Source organism: Mesorhizobium sp. FG116 (assembly GCF_057809835.1).
In genome coordinates, this window is sequence record NZ_JBMDKS010000012.1 from 16778 (window position 1) to 39567 (window position 22790).

The 22790-nt window shown below is 63.8% G+C and carries 22 protein-coding genes; 15 read left to right on the forward strand and 7 right to left on the reverse strand.

What is annotated here, in order from left to right; all coding sequences use genetic code 11:
* Window positions 1-47: 47 nt before the first annotated feature.
* From ACODTY_RS11490 to ACODTY_RS11505, 4 genes are all read right to left on the reverse strand, one after another.
* Window positions 48-755: an SDR family NAD(P)-dependent oxidoreductase gene (locus tag ACODTY_RS11490; RefSeq protein ID WP_488994401.1), complete on the reverse strand. Its 708-nt coding sequence runs from the start codon at window positions 753-755 to the stop codon at window positions 48-50.
* Between the two features lie 56 nt (window positions 756-811).
* Window positions 812-2389 (reverse strand): 5-guanidino-2-oxopentanoate decarboxylase, encoded by a 1578-nt coding sequence (locus ACODTY_RS11495; RefSeq protein ID WP_488994402.1) that lies wholly within the window; start codon window positions 2387-2389, stop codon window positions 812-814.
* A 205-nt stretch (window positions 2390-2594) separates the two neighbouring features.
* Window positions 2595-3443, reverse strand: a complete 849-nt coding sequence (locus tag ACODTY_RS11500) for a dimethylarginine dimethylaminohydrolase family protein (RefSeq protein ID WP_488994494.1) — start codon at window positions 3441-3443, stop codon at window positions 2595-2597.
* 103 nt (window positions 3444-3546) lie between these two features.
* On the reverse strand, window positions 3547-4551 hold the full coding sequence (locus ACODTY_RS11505) for a magnesium transporter CorA family protein (protein WP_488994403.1): 1005 nt from the start codon (window positions 4549-4551) through the stop codon (window positions 3547-3549).
* 361 nt (window positions 4552-4912) lie between these two features.
* On the opposite strand from ACODTY_RS11505, the gene ACODTY_RS11510 reads away from it, so the two are divergent.
* The 7 genes from ACODTY_RS11510 to ACODTY_RS11540 all read left to right on the forward strand — a co-directional run bounded on the left by ACODTY_RS11510 (window position 4913) and on the right by ACODTY_RS11540 (window position 11045).
* Entirely contained in the window at window positions 4913-5728 is an 816-nt protein-coding gene (locus ACODTY_RS11510) for an ABC transporter ATP-binding protein (protein ID WP_488994404.1), read from the forward strand.
* Between the two features lie 57 nt (window positions 5729-5785).
* Window positions 5786-6583 (forward strand): transporter substrate-binding domain-containing protein, encoded by a 798-nt coding sequence (locus tag ACODTY_RS11515; RefSeq protein WP_488994405.1) that lies wholly within the window; start codon window positions 5786-5788, stop codon window positions 6581-6583.
* A 184-nt stretch (window positions 6584-6767) separates the two neighbouring features.
* The gene (locus tag ACODTY_RS11520) at window positions 6768-7433 is read left to right on the forward strand and encodes an ABC transporter permease (protein WP_488994495.1); all 666 of its coding nucleotides are present in this window, start codon (window positions 6768-6770) and stop codon (window positions 7431-7433) included.
* Window positions 7433-8242 carry an ABC transporter permease gene (locus tag ACODTY_RS11525; protein ID WP_488994406.1) on the forward strand — a complete coding sequence of 270 codons (810 nt, stop codon included), beginning with the start codon at window positions 7433-7435 and terminating at the stop codon, window positions 8240-8242. The genes ACODTY_RS11520 and ACODTY_RS11525 overlap by 1 nt, the downstream gene beginning before the upstream one ends.
* 44 nt (window positions 8243-8286) lie before the next feature.
* The gene (locus tag ACODTY_RS11530) at window positions 8287-9288 is read left to right on the forward strand and encodes an Ldh family oxidoreductase (RefSeq protein ID WP_488994407.1); all 1002 of its coding nucleotides are present in this window, start codon (window positions 8287-8289) and stop codon (window positions 9286-9288) included.
* A gap of 108 nt (window positions 9289-9396) precedes the next feature.
* On the forward strand, window positions 9397-9849 hold the full coding sequence (locus ACODTY_RS11535) for a DoxX family protein (RefSeq protein WP_488994408.1): 453 nt from the start codon (window positions 9397-9399) through the stop codon (window positions 9847-9849).
* 221 nt (window positions 9850-10070) lie between these two features.
* Window positions 10071-11045: a complex I NDUFA9 subunit family protein gene (locus ACODTY_RS11540; RefSeq protein WP_488994409.1), complete on the forward strand. Its 975-nt coding sequence runs from the start codon at window positions 10071-10073 to the stop codon at window positions 11043-11045.
* 24 nt (window positions 11046-11069) lie between these two features.
* On the opposite strand, the gene ACODTY_RS11545 is transcribed toward ACODTY_RS11540, so the two are convergent.
* Complete coding sequence (locus ACODTY_RS11545; RefSeq protein WP_488994410.1) at window positions 11070-12008, reverse strand: undecaprenyl-diphosphate phosphatase; 939 nt, start codon at window positions 12006-12008, stop codon at window positions 11070-11072.
* A 139-nt stretch (window positions 12009-12147) separates the two neighbouring features.
* Here ACODTY_RS11545 and ACODTY_RS11550 point away from each other — a divergent pair, with 139 nt between their 5' ends.
* The 8 genes from ACODTY_RS11550 to ACODTY_RS11585 all read left to right on the forward strand — a co-directional run bounded on the left by ACODTY_RS11550 (window position 12148) and on the right by ACODTY_RS11585 (window position 20731).
* Window positions 12148-12840, forward strand: coding sequence for a glutathione S-transferase family protein (locus ACODTY_RS11550; RefSeq protein WP_488994411.1), 693 nt, complete (start codon window positions 12148-12150; stop codon window positions 12838-12840).
* Window positions 12821-13987, forward strand: a complete 1167-nt coding sequence (gene queG, locus ACODTY_RS11555; protein ID WP_488994412.1) for a tRNA epoxyqueuosine(34) reductase QueG — start codon at window positions 12821-12823, stop codon at window positions 13985-13987. The genes ACODTY_RS11550 and queG overlap by 20 nt, the downstream gene beginning before the upstream one ends.
* Complete coding sequence (locus ACODTY_RS11560; protein ID WP_488994413.1) at window positions 13939-14889, forward strand: SDR family oxidoreductase; 951 nt, start codon at window positions 13939-13941, stop codon at window positions 14887-14889. The genes queG and ACODTY_RS11560 overlap by 49 nt, the downstream gene beginning before the upstream one ends.
* Window positions 14890-14993: 104 nt before the next feature.
* Entirely contained in the window at window positions 14994-16064 is a 1071-nt protein-coding gene (gene mepA, locus ACODTY_RS11565) for a penicillin-insensitive murein endopeptidase (protein ID WP_488994414.1), read from the forward strand.
* 202 nt (window positions 16065-16266) lie between these two features.
* On the forward strand, window positions 16267-17289 hold the full coding sequence (locus ACODTY_RS11570) for a glucokinase (RefSeq protein ID WP_488994415.1): 1023 nt from the start codon (window positions 16267-16269) through the stop codon (window positions 17287-17289).
* 132 nt (window positions 17290-17421) lie between these two features.
* Window positions 17422-19272, forward strand: coding sequence for an ABC transporter ATP-binding protein (locus ACODTY_RS11575; protein WP_488994416.1), 1851 nt, complete (start codon window positions 17422-17424; stop codon window positions 19270-19272).
* A complete protein-coding gene (gene dapB / locus ACODTY_RS11580) occupies window positions 19272-20084 on the forward strand; it encodes a 4-hydroxy-tetrahydrodipicolinate reductase (RefSeq protein ID WP_488994417.1) in 813 nt (270 codons plus the stop codon). The genes ACODTY_RS11575 and dapB overlap by 1 nt, the downstream gene beginning before the upstream one ends.
* A 32-nt stretch (window positions 20085-20116) precedes the next feature.
* On the forward strand, window positions 20117-20731 hold the full coding sequence (locus ACODTY_RS11585; RefSeq protein ID WP_488994418.1) for a 2,3-bisphosphoglycerate-dependent phosphoglycerate mutase: 615 nt from the start codon (window positions 20117-20119) through the stop codon (window positions 20729-20731).
* A gap of 20 nt (window positions 20732-20751) precedes the next feature.
* On the opposite strand, the gene ACODTY_RS11590 is transcribed toward ACODTY_RS11585, so the two are convergent.
* Together ACODTY_RS11590 and glyA are read right to left on the reverse strand one after the other, a co-directional pair.
* Window positions 20752-21384, reverse strand: coding sequence for a LuxR C-terminal-related transcriptional regulator (locus ACODTY_RS11590; RefSeq protein ID WP_488994419.1), 633 nt, complete (start codon window positions 21382-21384; stop codon window positions 20752-20754).
* 85 nt (window positions 21385-21469) lie between these two features.
* On the reverse strand, window positions 21470-22774 hold the full coding sequence (gene glyA / locus ACODTY_RS11595) for a serine hydroxymethyltransferase (protein WP_488994420.1): 1305 nt from the start codon (window positions 22772-22774) through the stop codon (window positions 21470-21472).
* Between the last annotated feature and the right edge of the window lie 16 nt (window positions 22775-22790).

Below are 22790 nucleotides of genomic sequence, written 5' to 3' on the forward strand. Positions count from 1 at the left end.
TTTCTTTTAGGTTTTGGACGGAACTGATTGCGCCGTTGGTGGCGATATCAGGCGCGGCCGTAGAGCGGGACGAGCGTGCCGCTGATGGCCTGGTTCGACGGCGACACCAGATAGGCGATCGCCTCGGCGGCGGCTTCGAGGCTGACCCATTTCGAAAAATCGGCATCCGGCATGCCGGAGCGGTTGGCGGGCGTGTCGAGTGTCGAGGGCGCAATCGCGTTGACGAGGATGCCCTTGCTTTTCATCTCTTCGGCAAGCGCCACCGTCATTGCCGCGACCGCCGCCTTGCTGGTGGCGTAGGCGACCATGCCGGAACCGCGCCGCGGATCGAGGCCGGGGCGCGCCGAGACATTGACGATGCGTCCGCCGGCACCGGTGGCAAGCATGGCGCGCACGGATGCCCGGCAGCACAGGAATGCGGTCTGGACGTTGGTTTCCATCATCTCGTCGAACGAGGCGGCCTCGGTCTTTTCGACGGGAGAGGCGGCAAAGCCTCCGGCGAGATGGATCGACGCCCAAAGCTCGGGGACGGTCGCATAGTAGGCGTCGACCGCGTCGGCGTCGGCCAGATAGACATTGTGTGTCAGCTTGACGTTCTTGTCGTCCACGAACGGGAAATGCGGCGGCGCGGCTGCGTGGCTGTTGGGAACGTGGCAGACTGCACCTTCGCTGAGCAGCTTGCCCACCACGGCGCTGCCTAATGCGCCTGTTCCCCCGGTTACGACGATATTCTTGCCGTTCAATGTACCTGTCATAAGCAATGGGTCTCGCACAAAACGCCTATTTGGTGACCGTCGCGCCTTTTGCGTCATCACTCAATTGCAATTTCGATAATGCAGGGATGTCTTTTCGCATGGGCTCTTGTCAGCGCGGCGCTTAGTTCGTCGGCTGACGAAAGCCGTTCGGCAGCGATGCCGTAGGCCGCGGCGAGCTTGATGAAGTCGGGCGGGGCCGGCGAAACACCGACCGGCTCGACGCCGACATCGCGCATCGAGGTCTCGATTTCGCGGTAGCCGCGATTGTTCCAGATGACGAAGATGACGGGCGCGCCGGCATCTGTCGCGACCGCGATTTCAGGCAGCGTGAACTGGAAGCCGCCGTCGCCGGCAAGGCAGACGACGGGAACGCCGGGCAGGGCGATTGCCGCGCCGATGGCGGCCGGCGGACCGTAACCCAGCGCGCCGAAGCCGGTTGCGGCGTTGAACCAGCCGCCGGGGCGGTCATGGTCGTAGTAGAGGTTGGCCGCGTAGACCGGCTGGGTGGAATCGCCGACGATGAGCGAGCCGGGCAGCGCGTCGCGGATGTGCTCGACGGCGCGCACCTGCGCCTGCATGGCCGGGCCGATCTCGGCGAAAGCGGCTTCACGGGTCGAGCGCGCCCGTTCCGCGCCGCTGTGACCACCGGTCGAGGCAGTGCCAGGCAAGTCGCACAGGGCCGCCAAGGCAACCCGGCAATCGGCCTGGATGGCTATGGTTGAAGGGCGGCGCTTGAGCTGGGCGGCATCGATGTCGATGCGGATCAGAACAGGCGGTACGACGAGGCCGCCATCGGCATACATGTCGTAGTCGGTCGGGCCGAACTCGGTGCCGACGGCGATGACGACATCGGCATCGGCCATCAGCTCGCGCACGGCTGTAAGGCTGGGGCTGGCAGGAACGGCGAGCTTGTGGCCGTGCATGAGGCCGCGCGCATTGGCCGTCTGCACGACCGGCGCGTCGAGCAGTTCGGCAAGACGCTTCAACTCGGCATTCGAGGTTTTCGCTCCGCCGCCGGCGAGGATGAGGGGCCGTTGGGCAGAAGCGATCAACTCCGCCGCCTTTGCGACCAGCGCCTGATCCGGGGTGGGTGGCGTCGTGCCGGCGACACCGAAGGCAAGATTGTCGGCGGGCAGGGCCATGACGTCGATCGGCACTTCGATGTGAACGGGGCCGGGCCGTGACGAGGAAAAAAGCGCAAAGGCGCGGGCAAGCGCGCCGGGCAACTCGTCGGGTTTGGTGATGCGCTCGGAACTGAGCGCGACCTTTTCCATCATGCCGCGCTGGTCGGGCAATTCGTGCAGGTAACCGAGACCCTTGCCCAGCGTCGCGGTGGCGTTGACGCCGGAGATGACCAGCATCGGCACGGAATCCGCGCGGGCTTGTGCCATCGCCGTGATGGCGTTGGTGAGCCCCGGCCCGGTGATGACGAAGGCCACGCCCGGACGCCCGCTGGCGCGCGCATAGCCGTCCGCCATGAAAGCCGCGCCCTGTTCGTGGCGCGGCGTGACGTGGCGGATTTTCGAGCCGGCAAGACCGCGGTAGAGCTCGACCGTATGCACGCCCGGAATGCCGAACACGGTATCGACGCCGTAGGCTTCCAGCAGGCGGATGAGAGCTTCGCCGAGGGTCATGCGGCAAGGCTCTCGATACTGTGGGTGTTTTTACCCCCCTCTGGCCTGCCGGCCATCTCCCCCTCACGGGGGGAGATCAGCAGAACGCAGCCGTGTCGCAAATCACCGGCCTCGCAAGCCAGGAACGACGTCGCGTACACGTGATCTCCCCCCGTGAGGGGGAGATGGCCGGCAGGCCAGAGGGGGGTGAACTCCATCACCACCCTCATTGCCTCAGGATCGGCCGTGTGAGGCAGGTCGGGCCGCCTTCGCAGGCGATGCAAAGCGCGTCCGCCTCGAAGGTCTGTACGTTGCAGCCGGCGGCCCGCATGGCAGCGGCGGTTTTCGGGAAGCCCGCAACCGCGATGACATGCCTCGGCGCTGTGGCCAGCACGTTGAGGCTGAGGCCGTTGGAGGCGTGGAATTCGTCGGCATCGCCGTGAACCAGCGTGTAACCCCGGGCACGCAGCAACTGGTAGAACGCCGCCGGCAATAACGGTGCGTAGACCAGCGCAAGGTCGCTGGCGAGCGGCGAGATCACCGACTGGAGGTGGAGGCAGGCTTCCTCGCCTTGCCAAAGCGGCAGGTCGAAGCCGAGGACGGAAATGCCGTGAGGGGAAAGCATGTCGGCAAGCTGGCGGATGCCAGCCTCGTTGGTGCGCACGCCGCGCCCGACCGCAAGCGTCCTGGCATCGACCCAGACGCAATCGCCGCCTTCGACGGTTCCGGGCGCGGTGATGCGGCCGAGAACGGGAATGCCGAGGCGGGTGAAGGCCAGCCCGTGCAAGGCGGGCTCCGGTTCGCGCAGCACCTTGCCCATCGAGAGCAGGATCGCGCCGTGATCGCTCATCAACGAGGGGTCGTGGGTGAAAACGGAATCGGCAAGACCGTCGTCCTCGTCGGTCAGCCACTCGATTTCTGCGCCCGAAGCGCCCACGAGTGCCGCAAGCTCGTCATGCTGCCTAGCGGCCTTTTGCGGATCGAAACCGGGGCCGTAATGCCACTCGTTCGCCTTGGCGTGGCGCATGGCGCTGGAAGCCCGGCGCATGAGCACCCGCTTGAGCGGGCCAGCCATCGACTGCGATCCGTATGCCTTGGTCACTTTGCGTGCTCCCACCTTGTTGCCTGCAAGTAAGCATTCGGCGTGGCGCAAGATCAATGGTCCACACGAACAGGCCCTAAATCCAGCCGCGCCTCTTGAAGAACAGGTAGGGCAGGATGGCCGAGAGCGCCATCAGGCCGAGCGCCCACGGATAGCCGAGCATCCACTTCAGTTCCGGCATCATGTCGAAGTTCATGCCGTAGATCGAAGCGACCAGGGTGGGCGGCAGGAACACGACTGCGGCAACCGAAAAGATCTTGATGATCTGGTTCTGCTGGAGGTTGATCAGGCCAAGCGTTGCGTCGAGCAGGAAGTTCAACTTTCCCGACAGGAACACGGCGTGGTCGGCCAGCGATGAGGCATCCCGCTGGACGAGCTTCAGGCGTTCCCTCGCATCCTTCTTCGGCTTGCGGCGGGGCGTTTGAGACGACAATCCGTTGGTGGCAAGCGCGCTGTGATAGGCGGTGAGCCTCAAGATGCTGACCAGGCTTTCGCGAAGCTTTGCCAGCAAATCGCCCTTGCGGCCGATATGCTCGATGAGCGACTGCAGGTCGCGCGTCATCTTGGTCGCATTGCCGGCCTTGGTCTGGAACACTTCGCGCGAGACCGCGTCGGTTTCGTCGCCGATGCGTTCCAGCGTATCGGCGATGCGGTCGATGATGGATTCGATCACGCCCAGCATGACGCTCTCTCCGGACACACAGGGTTCGGCGATGCCGCGCTGTACTTTCGCGATGTACTGGAGGAACGGCTTCGATTCCATATGGCGCACGGTGACCAGTGACTGGCCCTTCAAGATGAAGGTGATCGGCGCTTTGACCGGGTGATCGCTGTCGATTTCCGTGACTGTCGTCATGGTCATGAACTCGGCGCCGTCCTCGTGATAGAGGCGGTCGGAAAGCTCGATCTCCGCCATCTCGTCGCGCGTCGGGATGCTGATGCCGAGATGGGATTCAATCCGCTTCACGTCGTCATTGGAAGCATTGAGAAGGTCGAGCCACAGGATGCCGGGGGATTCGGGCTGGTCGAGGGTGTCGATGGTCGCGAGGCGGCCGTTCTGGCCTGCATAGATACGCAGCATTTCTAGCTCCTTCCGGCAAGGTTTCGCACCGCCGGTGGAGCCTTGATCTAGAGGCTGCGTGCGGCGGACGGGTCTGAAGCGGGACTTCGACTGTCCGGGTCCATCATGTTTCCTTCGGTCCTGTGACGGTCCGATGACCGTCGCCATGCCCGTTGCGCCTTCTTTCGAACGGTGTCAATCGGCTTGATGGCGGTGAACCCGTAGCAGGGACGCGCGCATACGTCGTTTGGCTTCTGCGGCTGCGGGTTGACGAGGGCGAGCGGAACGGTCCATCTTGCGGTGGGAGTAATCGTTAGTGGCGGGTAATGGGTAAAAAAGTCCAACGCCTGACGAAGTTTCGGTTCCGCAGGGCGGTGCCGGCATGAGTCATGGAGGAGCTGTTTCCCTTTCGCAGCCTTCGTCCGTACAGGGCGCAGCCGAAGCCATCCATGTCGAAAACCTGCACAAGAAGTTTGGCGAACTGCATGTGCTGAAGGGCGTGTCGCTGTCGGCGCGCGACGGCGACGTCATCGCCATCATCGGCGGCAGCGGTTCGGGCAAGTCGACGCTTCTACGCTGCATCAACTGTCTCGAGAACCCGACCAGCGGCATCATCCGCGTCAACGGCGAGGAAATCCGCCTCAAGGCCGACAGCCACGGCAACACGCAGCCGGCCGACCGGCGCCAGATCGAACGCATCCGCTCCCGGCTTGGCATGGTGTTCCAGAGCTTCAACCTGTGGAGCCACATGACGCTTCTGCAAAACGTCATCGAGGTGCCGGTTCACGTGCTGGGCGTGAAGAAGGAACAGGCGATCGCCGAGGCGGAGAAGCTTCTGGCGCGCGTCGGGCTGGCGGAAAAGCGCGACGTTTATCCGGCTTTTCTTTCGGGCGGTCAGCAGCAGCGGGCGGCGATTGCGCGCGCGCTTGCCATCCAGCCGCGCGTGATGCTGTTCGACGAGCCGACCTCGGCGCTGGACCCTGAACTGGTGGGCGAAGTGTTGAAGGTGATCGGCGACCTGGCGCGCGAGGGGCGCACCATGGTTCTGGTGACGCACGAGATGAAGTTCGCGCGCGAGGTCGCGACCCATGTCGTCTATCTTTACAATGGAGTTGTGGAGGAGGAGGGCCCGCCGGCCGCGCTTTTCGGTTCGCCGAAATCCGACCGGCTGAAGCAGTTTCTGCGCAATGTCGGGTGACAACCCGCATCAAGAAAAACCGGACAGAAAGTCCAAGTCAAAATGGGAGAATGGAGCATGAAGACATTTTTGAAGGCAGCGATAGCCGCCGCCGTCATCGCCCTTGCCGGAACGGTTTCGGCGAGCGCCCAGCAGGTCAAGGTCGGCTTTTCGCCGGAAGCCTATCCGCCCTTCTATTCGCAGGATGCCTCCGGCAACTGGGGCGGCTGGGAAGTGGAGATCGTGCAGGCGATCTGCGGCGAGGCCAAGCTCGAATGCGTGTTGACGCCGATCCCGTGGGACGGCCTCATCCCGGCGCTCAAGACCAACAAGATCGACGCGATCATGAATTCGATGTCGATCACCGCCGAACGCCAGAAGGAGATCGACTTCTCCGACAAGTATTATAACACGCCGACCGCCGTGATCGGACCGAAGGACCAGACCTTCGACGCGACGCCGGAAGGCCTGAAGGGCAAGATCCTCGGCGTTCAGGTTTCGACCGTCCATGCCGCCTACGCCAAGAAGCATTTTGGCGGCAGCGCTTCCGAGATCAAGGAATACCAGACGCAGGACGAGGCCAACCAGGATCTCGTTGCCGGCCGCATCGACGCAACGCAGGCGGATTCGATTGCACTGGACGCCTTCCTGAAGTCGGACCAGGGCAAGGCGTGCTGCGATCTCAAGGGCTATGTCGCGCCTGACCTCGAAGTGCTCGGACCGGGCGTTGGTGCCGGCGTGCGCAAGGGCGACACCGAACTTGCCGGCAAGATCAACGCGGCGATCAAGGGCATTCGCGCCAACGGCAAATATGCCGAGATCACCAAGAAGTACTTCGACTTCGACATCTACGGCGACGAAACGCAGTCGAACTGACAAAGCCTGAGCGCTGCCTGATGCCCGGCGTCCGTGACGACGCCGGGCACTCGTGGCGCAATTTCCTGTTCTCGGTCATCGCCAGCGATTGGAGGCGAAGCTGATCGACGCAATCATACCCGCCGCAGCATCCGGCATCTTCGACCTTCTGGCGCTTGAGCCTCCGGGTTGGGGAGGCAATCTGCTGCGCGGCCTGCTGAGTTCCGTCCAGATTGCTTTGGGCGCTTACGGTGTCGGACTTCTGATCGGCATCGGCGGAGCCTATGGCAAGCTCTATGGCGGGCCGGTGGTGCGCGACCTGTTGGGGCTCTACACGACCGTCGTGCGCGCGGTGCCGGAACTGGTGCTGATCCTGATGCTTTATTTTGCCGGCACGGACCTGGTGAACCGCGTCCTGATCGCCTTCGGGCATCAGCCGGTCGACATCAACGGGCTGGTGGCCGGCATCGGCGTGCTGGGCATCGTGCAGGGCGCTTATTCGACCGAAGTGCTGCGCGGCGCGATCCTGTCGATTCCGCAAGGCCAGATCGAGGCGGCGCGCGCCTATGGCATGCCGCCCGGCCTACTGTTGCGGCGCATCACCTTGCCGGCCATGCTGCCATTTGCCATTCCGGGCCTAGCCAATCTGTGGCTGATCGCCACCAAGGACACTGCCCTTCTGGCCATCGTCGGCTTCAACGAGCTGACGCAGACGACACGTCTGGCGGCAGGCGCGACCAAGGCCTATTTCACCTTTTTCCTCGCTGCCGGCGCGCTCTATCTCGCGCTGACGCTGTTCTCCAACGTCATCATCGCCCGTGTCGAGCGATGGGCGCGGCGCGGTACGCCGCAGCTTTCGGAGACGCGCTGATGGCGAGCGATGCGACGGCAGGAACGATGAGGAAGAGCGCGGCGGGTTGGCTGCAGCCGCACCGCATCGTGCTTCTGGTGATAGCGCTGGCGATCGTGCTGGCATCGATCTTCTACCTGCGCTGGGACTGGCTGCCGGCCTATCTGCCGCTTGCCATACAAGGCATCTGGCGAACCATCTGGCTTTTGGTGGTGACGTCGGTCCTCGGCATATTGCTGGCGATACCGCTGGGGCTCGCACAAGCGGCGGGACCCTGGTTCCTGTCCGTGCCGGCAAGGACGTTCTGCACCATCATTCGCGGCACGCCGCTTTTGTTGCAGTTGTGGCTGCTCTACTACGGCCTCGGCTCGCTGTTTCCGCAACTGCCGTGGATACGCGAGTCGTTCCTGTGGCCGTATCTGAGGCAGGCATGGCCCTACGGCGTGCTGGCCCTGACGCTGTCCTTTGCCGGATATGAAGGCGAGGTGATGCGCGGCGCCTTTGCCGGCGTGCCGAGGGGACAACTGGAGGCCGCGCGCGCTTTCGGCATGCGCCGCTGGACGGCGTTTCGCCGCATCTGGCTGCCGCAGGCGCTGCAGCGCGCCTTGCCCACGCTTGCGGGAGAATCTGTGCTGCAACTGAAGGCGACGCCGCTGGTGGCGACGATCACCATGGTCGATATCTATGCCGTGGCCTCGCGGGTGCGGCAGGACACCTTCGTCACCTACGAACCCTTGCTCCTGCTGGCCGTGGTCTATATGGCGATCACGGGTATCATCGTGCTTGCCTTCCGCAGGCTGGAAGTGCGTATCCCGACCCGGATCGGCTGACCGGAGATATGCAGGGCCCCGAGGAAGCAGCGCAAGAGCAGGTGATGCAGCTTAGTCTTGAACAGGCGACAGGTCTTTGCCGCATGGCGGCACTTGGCGCGGGCGCCAGCGACGAGGTTGCCCGCTCGATCGCCGCTGCTGCAGTGGCAGCGGAGGCGGAAGGCTATCGCACCGTCGGCCTGTCGCATTTCATCGACTATCTCGAAGCGCTTGAAGCCGGCCGCATCGACGGCAAGGCAGAACCGGTGGTGACGCGGCCTGCGCTGGCGGTGTTCCGCTCGGATGCGAAGGGCGGCGTCGCCCATATCGGCTTCGACAGGACGGTTGGCGACCTCGCCAAGGCGGCGCGGCTGTTCGGCATTTCGATTTTTGCGCAGAAGAACGCTTATACCTGCGGCGCGCTCGGTTATTTCACCGGGCGGCTGGCTGCCGAAGGACTGGTGGCATTGGCTGCGACCAACGGCCCGGCGCTGCTTGCCGGATCGGGATCGGTGAAGCCGGTCTATTGCACCAATCCGTTGTCCTTCGCCGCGCCGTCGGCAAATGGTCCGGCGCTGGTGATCGACCAGGCGTCGAGCGCTACCGCCTTCGTCAGCATTCGCCAGGCTGCCGAGGAGGGTCGCAGCATCCCGCCGGACTGGGCGATCGATGAGAGCGGCAACCCGACCACCAATCCGCAAGCCGCGATGAAAGGCGCGCTGCTGGCGTTCGGCGGCGAGCGCGGAGCCAACATCGCGTTGATGGTCGAGGTGCTGGCGGCGGGGCTGACCGGGGCGAACTGGTCGCTCGATGCGCCCTCTTTCACGGAAGGGTCGCAAAGCCCGGGAACGGGGCTTTTCATCGTCGCCATCGAGCCGAAACTGCTCGATCCAGATTTCGAAGGCCGGATGAAGGACCAAATGGACCGGCTGCGGCGGCAATATGGCGTGCATATTCCCGGGCGCTCGCGCTCGGAAGCTTCGGAGCAGGCGGTGGCGCGCGGCGTGACTGTTTCCAGGGAAGTGGTCCAGCGCATTTCCGAGTTCGCCTCGCGCTACTCGGAGTGAAGCTGCTTCGCCGGCAAATAAGTTGACTATCTAGTTCAACTTTATTTTATTTGACCGTGAGCCTTATGGTCGGATGTGTGCGCTGCAGCACACAACGAAGGATCATATATGTCAGTTACCAGCGAAACCACCTCGCCGCGCTTGATCGTTCCTGCCTTGCGCGGGATCTACTCGGCTCTTCATGATAGCGCCGAAACGCTGCTGCGCCTCGCCACGGGCGGCTTTCTCGCGCTGCACGGCTCGCAGAAGATCGTCAATCCGTTCGGCGCTGCCGAAATGGTCGAGGGGCTGGGCTTTTACCCCGGCGCGTTCTGGTCGCTGCTTCTGGCCTGCACGGAGTTCTTCGGCGGCATCTTCATTGCGCTGGGTTTCCTGACGCGCCCTTCGGCACTGGCCGGCCTGATCGTGCTTCTGGTCACGGTCTGGTTCCACTGGGTGACCATGAGCCAGGGGATCTCCGGCGCGGAAAAGTCGATCCTCTGGTCGGCAATGCTGTTCTTCTTCGTCATTCGCGGCGCCAACCGGCATTCGGTGGATGCAAGGATCGGCAAGGCTTTCTAAGCGTGATATTCAAGTGAGGGTGGCCTGCAAGTTGGCGTCTTTCTGCGCCTCCGCTGCTCGAAAGCCCCTTTAGGCTCACCCGGACCTGAATCTCTGCACGCCGTGGGCATAAATGGCTGATCCAGCGACCACCGAACGCACTTTGCCTTCGGCGCGAAACGGATTATGAAGCGGCTACAGCCAAGCCCCGGCAAGACCGGGGCGCATAGCCGGAGCCAGACATGACCGAAATCCTGCAAACCCCAAAGCTCGTGGTGATTTTCGGCGGCGCGGGCTTTGTCGGACGCCATGTCGTGCGGGCTCTCGCCCAGCGAGGCTACCGCATCCGCGTCGCCTGCCGCCGGCCCGATCTGGCAGGCCATCTCCAACCGCTCGGCAACGTCGGCCAGATCCAACCGGTGCAGGCGAATTTGCGCGTGCGCTGGTCGGTCGATCAGGCGGTGATCGGCGCCGATCATGTCATCAACCTTGTCGGCATCCTGCACGAGAGCGGTCGCCAGAAATTCCGCACCGTCCATGAGTTCGGGGCGCGCGCCATTGCAGAGGCCGCCCGCTCCGTCGGCGCTGGCATGACCCATGTTTCGGCCATCGGCGCGGACGTGAATTCGCAATCCGCTTACGCCCGCACCAAGGCGCTTGGCGAAAAGGCGGTTCTCGAGACGATCAAGGACGCGGTGATTTTACGGCCTTCGATCAATTTCGGCCCCGAGGACGGTTTCTTCAACCGCTTCGCCGCCATGGCCCGCTATTCGCCGGCCTTGCCGCTGATCGGCGGCGGCGCGACACAGTTCCAGCCCGTCTACGTGGGCGATGTCGCCGAGGCGGTTGCGCGCTCGGTCGATGGCGCGGTCGAGGGGGGCAAGGTCTATGAGCTTGGCGGGCCAAACGTCCTGACCTTCAAGGAATGCATGCAGGAATTGCTGAGCGTCATCGACCGCAAGCGGTTGCTGGTGCCGGTGCCGTGGTGGATTGCCGAGATCCAGGCTTCCATTCTCGGCGTGCTGCCGGGTCGGTTGCTGACCAGTGACCAGGTCACGCAACTGCGCTCGAACAATGTCGTCTCCGAGGAAGCGGTCAAGTCCGGCCGGACGCTGATCGGCCTCGGCATCCAGCCGCAGTCGCTTGGCACCATATTGCCGAGCTATTTGTGGCGTTTCCGCGCCGCCGGCCAGTTCCAGCGCAAGCCTGCCGGCTGAGGAAGTCGGGCGGTCTCTTCTAGCTCAGCCCCAGATGAAGAGGGCTGCAAGGCCGAGGCCGCCGACGATCAGCCGCCACCAGCCGAACAGCGCATAGCCGTGGCGTGAAACGTAGCCAAGCAGGCTGCGCACGGCGATGACCGCCATGACGAAGGCGGCGATGAACCCGGTGACGATGATCGGCAGGTCGGCCGCCGAAAGCACGCTCCAGTTCTTGAGCAGATCAAGCGTGAATGCGCCGAGCATCGTCGGGATGGCAAGAAAGAACGAGAACTCAGCCGCAGCGCGCTTGTCGGCGCCCATGAGTAGGCCGCCGACGATGGTTGCGCCGGAGCGCGACGTGCCGGGGATCATCGCGAGGCACTGGAACAGGCCGATCTTGAGGTAGAGCGACAGCGGGAAGTCGGCGACGCTGGCATATTTCGGCTTGAGGTCGAGCCGGTCGATCCACAACAGGACGATGCCGCCGAGGATCAGCATGATGCAGATCAGCTTCGGCGTTTCGAACAGCACCGTCTTGATGAAGTCATGCGCCAGAACGCCGATGACGGCAGCCGGCAAAAAGCCGATGGCAAGCCCGACCAGCATCTTGACGGCCGGGTCGTTCGGCAGTTCGGGCGGCAGGAACATGTTGGGCTTCCTGCGCCGCACGGCCGAGGCGACGAGTTCGAATGCGCAGCCGCCCATCCAGACAAGCGAAGCCAGGACGCCGACGATGGTTTCGCCGATTACACGGAACCTGTCGGGGCGTTTCAGGAAGGTCCAGAAACGGCCGGCATAGACGCTCAGGATGGCGAGGATGGCACCGAGCTGGATCAGCACCTCGAAGGCCTTGCCGGTCGATTCAAAGCCGAGGAAATGGCCCGCCAGCAGGATATGCCCGGTCGAGGACACCGGAATGAATTCGGTCAGGCCTTCCAGAAGTCCAAGCAGCAAGGCTTCGATGATTGTCTGGCTTTGCATGCTCAGTTTGTCCCACTTTGCTTGTCATGTCGCCGAACTGATCCTATAGCAACAGCAGCTTGACAGCCCGCTCGTTCAGGCTGCCAAGACTTACCGGCGCGTTAGGCGATTCGCCAGTACGCTTCTGATTCAAGAGACCATGCTGACACTTTTTCATCATCCGATGTCCGCTTCCTGTCGATTCGTCCGGCTCGCTTTCGGCGAATATGGCGAGGAATTGGCCCTTATCGAGGAGAAGCCGTGGACACGGCGCAAGGAATTTCTGGCCCTCAATCCGGCCGGAACCTTGCCGATCCTGCTGGCCGAAGGCGACGTGCCAATTGTCGGCGCACCGGTGATCGCGGAATATCTGGATGAGACGCGCGGCGTGCTGAAGCGCGAGAAACGCCTGTTCGTCGAAGGGCCGATGGAGCGCGCCGAGATACGCCGGCTGACCGACTGGTACCTGACCAAGACCGAGAGCGAAGTGACCAAGCATCTGGTGCGCGAGCGCGTGCTGAAGCCGTTGATGCCGCAGGAAGTCGGCGGCGGATCGCCGGACTCTACCGCTATTCGCGCGGCGCGCGCCAACATCAAGCAGCACATGAAATACACCAACTGGCTGGCCGGCACGCGGCCCTGGCTGGCTGGGCCGCGCATCACCTACGCCGACCTTGCCGCCGCAGCGACATTGTCGGTGCTCGATTATCTTGGCGAGATCGAATGGCGCGACCACGGTGCTGCGCGCGAATGGTACACGCGGGTGAAGTCGCGCCCTTCGTTCCGCTCGCTTTTGTCCGACCGCGTGCGCGGACTCTCGCCGGTGTCGCACTATGCGGACCTTGACTTCTGATACCCAGAAACTGCGCGAGCTGATCGACCACGAGGCAGCGCGCGCCGGCTTTGCCGTCGTTGCGGTGACGTCCCCCGATTCAATCCCGCTTGCGCCATCAAGGCTGGCGCAATTTGTCGCCGAGGGTTTCCACGGCTCGATGGGGTGGATGGAGGAGACGCTGGACCGGCGCGGCGACCCGTCGGCGCTGTGGCCGGAGGTTCGCTCGGTCATCGTGCTCGCCATGAATTACGGGCCGGAACACGATCCGCGCGAGCTGCTGGCGCGGCGCGACCGGGGCGCGATTTCGGTCTATGCGCGCAACCGCGACTATCACGACGTGATGAAAGGCCGGCTGAAGGAAATCGCCGGCAAGATCGTGGCCAAGGCGGGCGGCGACGTGAAGGTGTTCGTCGATACCGCGCCGGTGATGGAAAAGCCGCTGGCCGAGGCGGCGGGCGTTGGCTGGCAGGGCAAGCACACCAATCTGGTCAGCCGCGAACATGGTTCGTGGCTGTTTCTTGGCTCGATTTTCACCACGGCGGATTTGGTGGCGGATGCGCGAGAGGCCGATCACTGCGGCTCGTGCCATGCCTGCCTCGACGCCTGCCCGACCGATGCTTTTCCAGCACCCTACCGGCTCGATGCACGGCGTTGCATCTCGTATCTCACCATCGAGAACAAGGGGCCGATCCCGCTGGAATTTCGCCGGGCGATCGGCAACCGGATCTATGGCTGCGACGATTGTCTCGCCGCCTGTCCGTGGAACAAGTTTGCCCAGATGGCTTCGGAGGCCAAATTGGCGGCGCGCGAGGATCTGCGCGAGCTGAAGCTGAGCGAGCTTCTTGAACTGGACGATGCCGCCTTCCGCAATTTCTTTTCCGGCTCGCCGGTCAAGCGGATCGGCCGGGACCGCTTCATCCGCAACGTGCTGATCGCCGCGGGCAATTCCACTGATCCCTCGTTGGCAGGGCAGGTGGCGGGACTGCTTGCGGATGCGTCGCCGCTGGTGCGCGGCGCTGCCGTGTGGGCCTTGTCGCAGTTGCTGCCGCAAGTCGAGTTTACTGAGCGCGCCGATGCGGCTTTGGCGTTGGAAGACGACGGCGGCGTGTGCGAAGAATGGCAGCAGGCCTTGGCGAGTGTCGGCCAGCAGGAGATCGGGGCGTGACGGTGGAAAAGGTGTTCATTTTTGGTGCCGGTTACTCGGGCAAGGCATTTGCCCGCGCCTGTTCGGACGGCACGCCGGTCTATGGCACGACGCGCGCGGCGCGGAAGTTTGCCGCGCTGGAGGCAGCGGGTATCAGGCCGCTGGAGTTCCAGGGTTCGCTGACGCCGCAGATTTCGGATGCGCTTGCCGACACGACGCATCTGGTCGTTTCGGTCGCGCCGGACGAGACCGGCGATCCGGTGCTGAACGCCGCCGGCACCGCGATCAGGCAGGCGATGCCCAAGCTGAAATGGATCGGCTATCTCTCCACCGTTGGCGTCTATGGCGACTATGGCGGCGGCTGGGTTGACGAAACGGCGGACTGCCGCCCCGTCTCGCGCCGGTCGATGATGCGGGTCGAGGCCGAGAAAAGCTGGCTCGCGCTCGGCGAGGAAACGGGGCTGCCGGTGGCGATCCTGCGGCTGTCCGGCATCTACGGTCCGGGCCGCAATGCGCTGGTGAACCTCAAGGAAGGCACCGCGCGGCGGCTGGTGAAGGCTGGACAGGTGTTCAACCGCATCCATGTCGAGGATATTGCAGGGGCCTTGCTGCATCTTGCCGAACAGGACCGTGGCGGCATCTTCAACGTGACCGATAACGAGGCTTCGCCGCCGCAGGATGTGGTGACCTATGCGGCGCAGCTGATGGGTGTCGAGCCGCCGCCGGAAATCGCCTTCGAAGAGGCGGAACTGACGCCGATGGCGCGCTCGTTCTATGGCGAAAACAAGCGCGTTTCCAATGCCGCGATCAAGGCTGACGGGTTCTCGTTCGGCTTTCCGAACTACCGCAGCGCTCTGGACGACATGTGGTCGAAGGGCAACTGGGCCGACGGTGAAGCGCGCAGCCCGATGAAACGGCCTTGATCCGGTCGCAGTTGGCTTCATGATGTGATTCGCACTGCTTCTGCCTCTCGAGGACAGGCGGGGAAAATCGGACTGCGGGGACTTCGATCTTGATGAAGCGGACGATGCGATCAATGGGTGGCCGGTTTGCGTGGGCCGTCTTTGCGGGTGCGGCGCTGCTTGCCGCTTCGGTTTTGGGCGCGCCTGAGGTTCAGGCCGAGCAACTGGCGAAGAATCTGTTCGGCGCCAAGGACCTGCCGGCTGCGACCGCGCCGCAATCGATCGGCTTCTATTCCAAGGGTTGTTTTTCCGGTGGTGTCGCGATTGCCACCGATGGCCCGACATGGCAGGCGATGCGGCTTTCGCGCAACCGCCGCTGGGGTCACCCGACGATGATCGCGCTGATCGAGAAACTGTCGCGCGACGCGGTCGCGGACGGCTGGCCGGGCCTGTTGCTGGGCGACATCTCGCAGCCGCGCGGCGGGCCGATGATGACCGGCCACGCCTCGCATCAGATCGGTCTCGATGCCGACATCTGGTTCACGCCGATGCCGGACCGGCGGCTGAGCGCAAGCGAGCGCGAGAACATGAGCGCGACCTCGCTGGTCAATGAAAAGACGCATCGGGTCATCGACAAGCTGTGGACGCCGGCGCACGAACGCCTGTTGAAGCGCGCGGCAAGCTATCCGGAAGTCGAGCGGATACTGGTCAATCCGGGTATCAAGAAGAAGCTGTGCGATACGGTGACCGGCGATCGCTCATGGCTGCGCAAGGTGCGGCCGTTCTGGGGGCACGACTATCATTTCCATGTCCGCATCGGTTGCCAGCCGGGTTCGCCCGATTGCAAGCGGCAGGAAGCGACGCCGGCAAGCGACGGCTGCGACAAGTCGCTGGCGTGGTGGTTTACCGAGGAGCCGTGGCGGCCGAACCAGAACCCGGATGCGCCGAAGGCGCGCGATATCATGACGATGGCATCCCTGCCCAAGGCTTGCCGGGCCGTGCTGAACGCGCCGGACCCGGTGTCGATTGCGGCGGTGACCTATCCGGTGAATGGCGGGGCTGCGACCATATCGACGGCGCAGCCGGTGACCGCTTCCGCAACAGGCGGTGGCGCGGCGCTGCCTTCCTCGGTCAACGCCTTTGCCCCGACGCCTGACATCGGCGTGCCGTTGCCACGGCCGCGGCCCGATAATTGAGGCAGGCTTCGCTGCTTTCAATCGATTTAAGACGGGTAAGCGAAAAGCGATTTCCCTTTTCGAGGCGATGCGCTAAAGCATGTCGCCCGAAAGCGGGAAACGGTTTCGGGATCACGGCATGCGCAAATCGAACAAGTCGAAGTGCTTCGCGCTTTAGTCAACCGGAGGCCGTCGGGCGGACGGTGACGAACTGAGAACGGCTATGGCGGAAGAAGGTGCTACAAAAACGCTGCGCTTTCCGGTCCTCATCGGGGATATCGGCGGCACCAATGCGCGCTTTTCGGTGATTGCCGACGAGGGGTCCGAAGCCGGCGAACCGCAGATCGTCAAGACAGCCGACTACGCCACCATCGACGACGCCATCCGCGCCGCCGTTCTGGACCGTTCCAGCATTCGACCCAATTCAGCCGTTCTGGCTGTTGCCGGCCCGGTCGAAGCCGATGAAATCCCGCTGACCAACTGCCCGTGGATCGTCAAGCCGAGGCAGATGCTGTCGTCGCTCGGCCTTGGCGATGTCGTGGTGCTCAACGATTTCGAGGCGCAGGCGCTGGCCGTCGTGGCGCTTGGCGAAGAACATATGGAGCAGATCGGCGGCGGCGCGCCGGAGCCGAATGCCGGGCGCGTCGTTCTGGGGCCGGGCACGGGTCTTGGCGTTGCCGGGCTTGTCCATGCCTTTGGCGGTTGGGTGCCGATCCCGGGTGAAGGCGGCCATATGGACATTGGGCCGCGCACACCGCGCGACTATGCGGTTTTCCCCAATATCGAGACGATCGAGGGGCGCGTTTCGGGCGAGCAGATCCTGTGCGGCCGCGGTCTGGTCAACACCTATCGGGCAATCGCCAAGACCGACGGCAAAGCCGCAAAGCTGAGCGTGCCCGCCGATATTACCGCCGCTGCGCTTGCCGGAACCGACGAAATTGCCGTGGAAACGCTTTCCATGTTCGCGACCTGCCTTGGGCGCACTGCCGGCGACCTCGCTTTGGTGTTCATGAGCCGCGGCGGCGTCTTCCTGACCGGCGGCATCGCCCAGAAGATTGTGCCCGCGCTCAAGGCCGGCAATTTCCGCGCCGCCTTTGAAGACAAGGCTCCGCACAGCGAATTGCTGCGCACCATTCCCGTCTACGTCATCACCCATCCGTTGGCGGCACTTGCCGGGCTTGCCGCCTTTGCGCGCGCGCCGCGCAAATTCGGCGTCGAGACCTCGGGACGGCGTTGGCAGGCGTAGCCGGACGGCAACATGACCACGCTGGCACGCAGCTTGCCCGAAAAGCGGTTTCCACTTTCAGGCCCGATGCTCTAAGAGAGGGCCGGACGCCGCCCGGCGCTCCTTGATGAGACAGACGCAGCGGACCGAATTTTGACCGTCGCAACAAATAGCAGCAAGCCCGCGCCCGGCGAAGTCTTCGCCGTGCTGAAGCGCATCTTCGGCGAAAACGGGCGCGAGTATCGCGGCCTGTACATTTTTACGGTCATCTGCCTCGCCACCATGGCCGCGACAACCGGCCTTGCGGCGTGGATCATGAAGCCGCTGGTCGACGACATCTTCGTCCATCGCATGTATGAGCGCGCGCCGATCATTTGCGGTGGCGTGATCCTGATCTTCTTTGTTCGCGGCATCGCCAACTACGGTCAGGCCGTTACGCTGGCCAAGATCGGCAACAATGTCGTCGCGCGCTACCAGAAGCGGGTCTTCCAGCACCTGATGCGGTTGGGCGTCGATTTCTTCAACGAGACGCGTTCGGGCCGGCTTGCCGCGCGCATCAACGAGAACGTCGGCGGCGTCCGCGACCTGATGGGCCTGACGCTGCGCTCGGTCGCCGGCGACATCGTCAGCCTTATCGGCCTGATCGGCGTGATGGTCTGGCAACAGCCTTATCTTGCCGCGTCCGTACTGGTGGTCGGGCCGCCGCTGGTCTGGGCCGTCAATTACATCATGCGCAGGGTTCGCCGCGTCACCCGCGAATCCGTGACCATCAATTCGCACCTCATCGGGGCCATGCAGGAGGCGGTGCAGGGCATCGCCGTGGTCAAGGCCTTCACCATGGAGGATCAGCTTTCGGTCCGGGTCGGAGAGTTGGTTGATCTGGCGGAAGCCCGCTACAACAAGATTGCCCGCGTGTCCGAGCGCCTAGGCCCGTTCACCGAAATGCTGGCCGGCTTTGCGGTGGCCGGCGTCATCGGTTTTGCCGCCTATCAGGCCGCGACCACCAACCATCCGCCGGGCGATGTGCTGGCCTTCATCACCGCGCTTTTGCTTGCCTACGATCCCGCGCGACGTCTGGCGCGCACGCAGGTCGGTCTCGAGCGGGCGCTGGTCAATGCGCGCATGATCTATGAACTGCTCGACCTTGAACCCAGGCAACGAGACGTGCCGGGGGCGGTCACCGCGCAGATCGAGCAGGGAGAGGTTCGTTTCAAGGACGTCTCGTTCGGTTATTCCGCCGATACCCCGGTGCTGCACAAGGTGAGCTTTACCGCGGCTGCCGGCAAGACAACAGCAATCGTCGGCGCTTCGGGTGCCGGCAAGACGACGATGGTGGCCTTGCTGCAGCGCTTCTACGACCTCGACGGCGGCAAGATCGAGATCGACGGCCAGGACATATCGAAGGTCACCAAGCGGTCGCTGCGCCAGTCGATCGCCTATGTTTCGCAACAGCCCTATCTGTTCGAAGGCTCCATCCGCGACAACATCCGTTATGGCCGGCCTGATGCGACCGATGCCGAGGTCGAGCAGGCTGCCGACCGGGCAGCCGCCGACGAGTTCATTCGCCAGCAGCCCGAAGGCTATGAAACCCAGATCGGCGAGAACGGCGCAAACCTGTCCGGCGGACAGCGCCAGCGGGTATCGATTGCCCGCGCCATTGTGCGTCGCGCACCGATCCTGCTCCTCGACGAGGCGACCTCGGCGCTCGACAACGAGTCCGAGGCGCGGGTGCAAAAGGCCTTGGGCGAAGTGATGCAGGGGCGCACCACGATTGTCATCGCGCACCGGCTTTCAACCGTCGTCAATGCCGACCACATCGTGGTGCTTGAGCAGGGGCGGGTGATCGAAGAGGGCACCCACGCGTCATTGATGGCGGACCCGCACAGCGCCTATGCCCGCTTCCATCGGCTGCAGGGCGGCAAAGGCCTCGGCCTGATCGACGACAAGGCGGATGAGAAGCAGCCGATCAAGCGGCGCGCGAAGAAAGTGGCCGGGAGAAGCTGATGAGCGACATGGGGCTTGTTGTGGTGGGTGCCGGCGGCCGCATGGGGCAAGCGCTGGTGCGCGCCATTCGCGAAACGGCGGGCGCGAAGATTGTCGGCGCGATCGAGCGCGCGGGTTCTCCGGCGCTGGGCAAGGACGTCGGCGAACTGGCCGGCCTTGGCGCGATTGGCGTGACGGTTGGCGACGACCCGCTGCCCGCCTTTGCCAAGGCTGACGGCGTGCTGGATTTCACGGCACCGGCTGCGACGGTCGAGTTCGCCGGCTATGCGGCGCAAGCGCGCATCGCCCATGTGATCGGCACGACCGGTTGTTCGACGGCGGACGATGCAAAGATCGCCGCTGCCGCCCGCCATGCCACTATCGTCAAGTCCGGCAATATGAGCCTTGGCGTCAACCTGCTTGCGGCCTTGGTGGAACAGGCGGCGCGCGCGCTCGATGCCGAGGATTTCGACATCGAGATCCTTGAGATGCACCACAAGCACAAGGTCGATGCCCCTTCAGGTACTGCTTTGCTTTTGGGCGAAGCGGCTGCGGCAGGGCGCGAGATTGCGCTTGCCGGCAATGATGTGCGCGTGCGCGATGGCCATACCGGCGCGCGCAAGGCCGGCACCATCGGCTTCGCCACCTTGCGCGGCGGCTCGGTTGTGGGCGAACATTCCGTGGTGCTGGCGGGCCAGGGCGAACGCATCGTGCTTGCGCACCACGCCGACGACCGCGCCATTTTCGCGCGCGGTGCGGTCAAGGCCGCACTTTGGGCGCGCAGCAAGAAGCCGGGGCTTTACTCCATGCGCGACGTGCTTGGCCTGAATTGAACGACCGTTTGTAGATATTGAAGGAAGAAATGATGTCGGGAACCCTTGTGCTCGTGCGCCATGGCCAGAGCGAATGGAACTTGAAGAACCTGTTCACCGGCTGGCGCGATGTCGACCTGACCGAGCAGGGACATGCTGAGGCGAAGGCGGCAGGGCAGAAGCTGAAGGCAAAGGGCCTGAAGTTCGACATCGCCTTTACCTCGGCGCTGATGCGGGCCCAGAAAACCTGCCAGCATATTCTCGATGCGGCCGGCCAGAGCGATCTCAAGACGGTTCGCAACCAGGCGCTCAACGAGCGCAACTATGGCGACCTCAACGGGCTCAACAAGGACGATGCGCGCAAGAAGTGGGGCGACGAGCAGGTCCATATCTGGCGTCGTTCCTATGACGTGCCCCCGCCCGGCGGCGAGAGCCTGAAGGACACCGGCGCGCGGGTGTGGCCTTACTATCTGCACGACATGCAGCCGCATGTGCTGCGCGGGGAAACGGTGCTCGTCGCGGCCCACGGCAATTCGCTGCGCGCGATGATCATGGCGCTGGAAGGCTTGTCAGGCGAGGAGATCGTCAAGCTGGAACTCGGCACCGGCGTGCCGATCGTTTACCGGCTTAACGCGGACTCGACGGTGGCTTCGAAGGAAGTGCTTTAGCGGTTACCTACCAACGAAATTCACGACCCCGATCTCTTTTCGCTTGCATAGAGCGCGACCGCCATGGCGCGGCTGCGCACGCCCAGCTTGTCGTAGAGATTCTTCAGGTGATATTTGACGGTGTTCTCGGAGATGCCGGTGCGGCTGGCGATTTGCAGGTTCGTCCAGCCGTCGGCCAGCACGCCCAGAAGCTCCAGTTCGCGCGTCGTCAGGCCTGAGAGCCTGGTTTCGCCGATCTTGGTAACGTCGGTGTAGGGAATGCAGATGCGCCCGTTGGCAACCGCCACCAGTGTCTGGAACAGGATGAGCGGGTCCTCGAACTGGTAGCAGAAACCCTGTGCGCCCAGCCGCACGCACTGCTTGAGGATGCCGACGTCGTGGTCGTTGGAAAAGATGATGACGCGAGGCGTAAGCTGGCGGTTTCGCAGTTCCATCAGCACTTCGCCGCCGTTCATGTCCGAAAGCCGCCACCCGACGATGGCGAGGTCGAACACGGCAGGCTGCTTCGCGGCGGCCTCGATGAAGGCATCGCCGCTCTGCACCGAGCCGGCAAAATTGAACCGCTCGTCACGGCCGATAAGATCGCGCACCGCCGCGATTACCAGCGGGTTTCGCTCCGCGATCAGGACATTCAGTCTGCTCGTCTGCGTCATGGACCCGCCAATGAAACCCGAACCACCTGCTGGTGGATATCAATCCGGGTTTCGGCAGTCTATGACAGTCTTGCCGCGACGGAAATCAGTCGTAGATTTTGTATCGGCGGGTCAGGCCGCGCGCTTCTTCCATGACCGCGGCTTCGACTGCGCCGTTTCCGTCCTCTCCGTTCTTCGCCAGACCGTCGATGACCTTCAGCGTCATCTGACCGACCTGGGCAAAATCGTCGGCGGTGAAGCCGCGCGTCGTGCAGGCCGGGGTGCCGAGCCTGACGCCCGAGGTGACGGTGGGGCTTGCCGGATCGAACGGGATGCCGTTCTTGTTGCAGGTGATGTGAGCGCGACCCAAGGCGGCCTCGACGCCCTTGCCGGTCAAGCCCTTGCGACGCAGGTCGACCAGCATCAGGTGCGTGTCGGTGCCGCCTGAGACGATATCGACGCCGCCATTGGCGAGCGTTTCGGCAAGCCGCTTGGCGTTGGTGACGACATTGGCCGCATAGGTCTTGAATTCAGGCGTCAACGCTTCGCCGAAGGCAACCGCCTTGGCCGCAATGACGTGCATGAGCGGTCCGCCCTGCAAACCGGGGAACACGGCGGAATTGATCTTTTTGCCGATGTCCTCGTCGTTGGACAGGACCATGCCGCCGCGCGGGCCGCGCAGCGTCTTGTGGGTCGTCGTGGTGACGACATGGGCATGGTCGAGCGGGTTTGGATGCACGCCGCCGGCAACAAGGCCGGCGAAATGCGCCATGTCTACGAACAGCTTGGCGCCGACTTCATCGGCGATCTCGCGGAACGCCTTGAAATCGATGACGCGCGGATAGGCCGAGCCGCCGGCCAGGATCACCTTGGGCTGGTGCTTGCGGGCGAGGTCGCGCACTTCGTCGAGGTCGATGCGGTGGGTGTCGGGCTTGACGCCGTAGGACACGACATTGAACCACTTGCCCGACTGGTTGACCGGAGCGCCGTGGGTGAGATGGCCGCCGGCGGCGAGGTTGAGGCCGAGATAGGTGTCGCCCGGCTGCATCAGCGCCATGAACACCGACTGGTTGGCCTGGCTGCCCGAATTGGGCTGGACGTTGGCGAAGGTGCAGTTGAAGATTTCCTTGGCGCGGTTGCGGGCAAGGTCCTCGACCTCGTCGACGAACTGGCAGCCGCCATAGTAGCGGCGGCCCGGATAGCCTTCGGCGTATTTGTTGGTGAGCACGGAACCTTGCGCTTCCAGCACCGCCTTGGAGACGATGTTTTCGGACGCGATCAGTTCGATCTCGTCCTGCTGGCGCTTCAATTCGCGCTGGATGGAATCGCTGACGGCCGGGTCAGAGGCGGCGACGCCGGTGTGGAAGAACGAGCGGGCGTTACCTGTGCCGGGTCTTGCGGGAATATTCATCGGGCTCCTCCCTTGT